A 264-nucleotide genomic window follows, 5' to 3' on the forward strand; every position below is an offset into this window, starting at 1 on the left:
GTATCTGAATACATAGGGTACGAGAAGGCAGACCCGGTGAACTGAAACATCTAAGTAGCCGGAGGAAGAGAAAACAATAGTGATTCCGTCAGTAGTGGCGAGCGAACGCGGAAGAGCCTAAACCGTCAGGTTTACCTGGCGGGGTTGTGGGGCGTCTCACACGGAGTTACAAAAGACGCGCGTAGGTGAACAGCTTGGGAAAGCTGACCATAGAGCGTGATAGTCGCGTAACCTAAACGCGCGTCTCTCCGAGACCAACCCCGA

1 rRNA gene is annotated in these 264 nt (G+C 53.4%); it reads left to right on the forward strand.

The window, feature by feature from the left end:
* Positions 1-264: ribosomal RNA gene (locus M3630_RS31370) — 23S ribosomal RNA — on the forward strand; the annotation flags it as partial.

This window comes from Brevibacillus sp. MER 51 (assembly GCF_023714195.1).
Taxonomy (GTDB): Bacteria; Bacillota; Bacilli; order Brevibacillales; family Brevibacillaceae; genus Brevibacillus.